At 43.6% G+C, this 1,218-nt stretch carries 2 protein-coding genes and 1 pseudogene; 2 read left to right on the top strand and 1 reads right to left on the bottom strand.

The features are described from left to right. Window positions 1–182 (bottom strand): annotated as a pseudogene (locus BFF42_RS17790) (IS1 family transposase); the annotation flags it as partial. A 125-nt stretch (window positions 183–307) separates the two neighbouring features. On the opposite strand from BFF42_RS17790, the gene ubiK reads away from it, so the two are divergent. Then, entirely contained in the window at window positions 308–598 is a 291-nt protein-coding gene (gene ubiK / locus BFF42_RS17785; protein WP_001297598.1) for a ubiquinone biosynthesis accessory factor UbiK, read from the top strand. 333 nt (window positions 599–931) lie between these two features. Further along, the coding region (locus BFF42_RS17780; RefSeq protein ID WP_000567737.1) for a transposase at window positions 932–1,218 on the top strand (287 nt) is incomplete at its 3' end.

Below are 1,218 nucleotides of genomic sequence, written 5' to 3'. Positions count from 1 at the left end.
CATGGCCATATCAATGATTTCTGGTGCGTACCGGGCTGAGAGGCGGTGTAAGTGAACTGTAGTTGCCATGTTTTACGGCAATGAGAGCAGAGATAGCGCTGATGTCCGGCAGTGCTTTTGCCGTTACGCACCACGCCTTCAGTAGCGGAGCAGGAAGGACATCTGATGGAAATGGAAGCCACGCAAGCACCTTAAAATCACCATCATACACTAAATCAGTAAGTTGGCAGCATTACCATTCTGGTTTATGACTTACCCTTATCGCACTACAATGGTACTCAACACCTATCAGTACAGGGAAACTACAATGATTGACCCGAAAAAAATTGAGCAAATCGCTCGCCAGGTTCACGAATCAATGCCTAAAGGAATCAGGGAGTTCGGGGAAGATGTGGAGAAAAAAATCCGCCAAACCCTACAAGCTCAGCTGACGCGCCTCGACCTTGTAAGCCGTGAAGAGTTCGACGTCCAAACGCAAGTCCTGTTACGGACTCGTGAGAAACTGGCGCTGCTTGAACAAAGAATGAGCGAACTGGAAAATCGCAGTACTGAGATTAAAAAGCAGCCAGATCCAGAGACTCTCCCCCCAACGCTGTAAACATTTGTCTTTAATGCACTGTAAATTATGAATTAATCTTCTAATTTACAGTGCTTTCTATTACCTTATCGCTTAATTCCATTCAGAATATCATCACAAAAATGAATGAGTGCAATTGAAAATATAATTGTTATGTATTTTTTTAAGTTTTACTTAATCCATATTTAGATAAACTAATTTCATAAAACCCGAAAAGTAAAATATAATATTTGAATGATTAGCAATCCTTAAATAACAGTTACTAGACTGGCCCCCTGAATCTCCAGACAACCAGTATCACTTAAATAAGTGATAGTCTTAATACTAGTTTTTAGACTAGTCATTGGAGTACAGATGATTGATGTCTTAGGGCCGGAGAAACGCAGACGGCGTACCACACAGGAAAAGATCGCAATTGTTCAGCAGAGCTTTGAACCGGGGATGACGGTCTCCCTCGTTGCCCGGCAACATGGTGTAGCAGCCAGCCAGTTATTTCTCTGGCGTAAGCAATACCAGGAAGGAAGTCTTACTGCTGTGGCCGCCGGAGAACAGGTTGTTCCTGCCTCTGAACTTGCTGCCGCCATGAAGCAGATTAAAGAACTCCAGCGCCTGCTCGGCAAGAAAACGATGGAAAATGAACT

Origin of the sequence: Shigella sp. FC1661, from assembly GCF_001712525.1 — a bacterium.
Lineage (GTDB): Bacteria > Pseudomonadota > Gammaproteobacteria > Enterobacterales > Enterobacteriaceae > Escherichia > Escherichia coli.
Note: the sequence above shows the minus strand (reverse complement) of the source record. Positions and strands in the feature narration are given on the sequence as shown.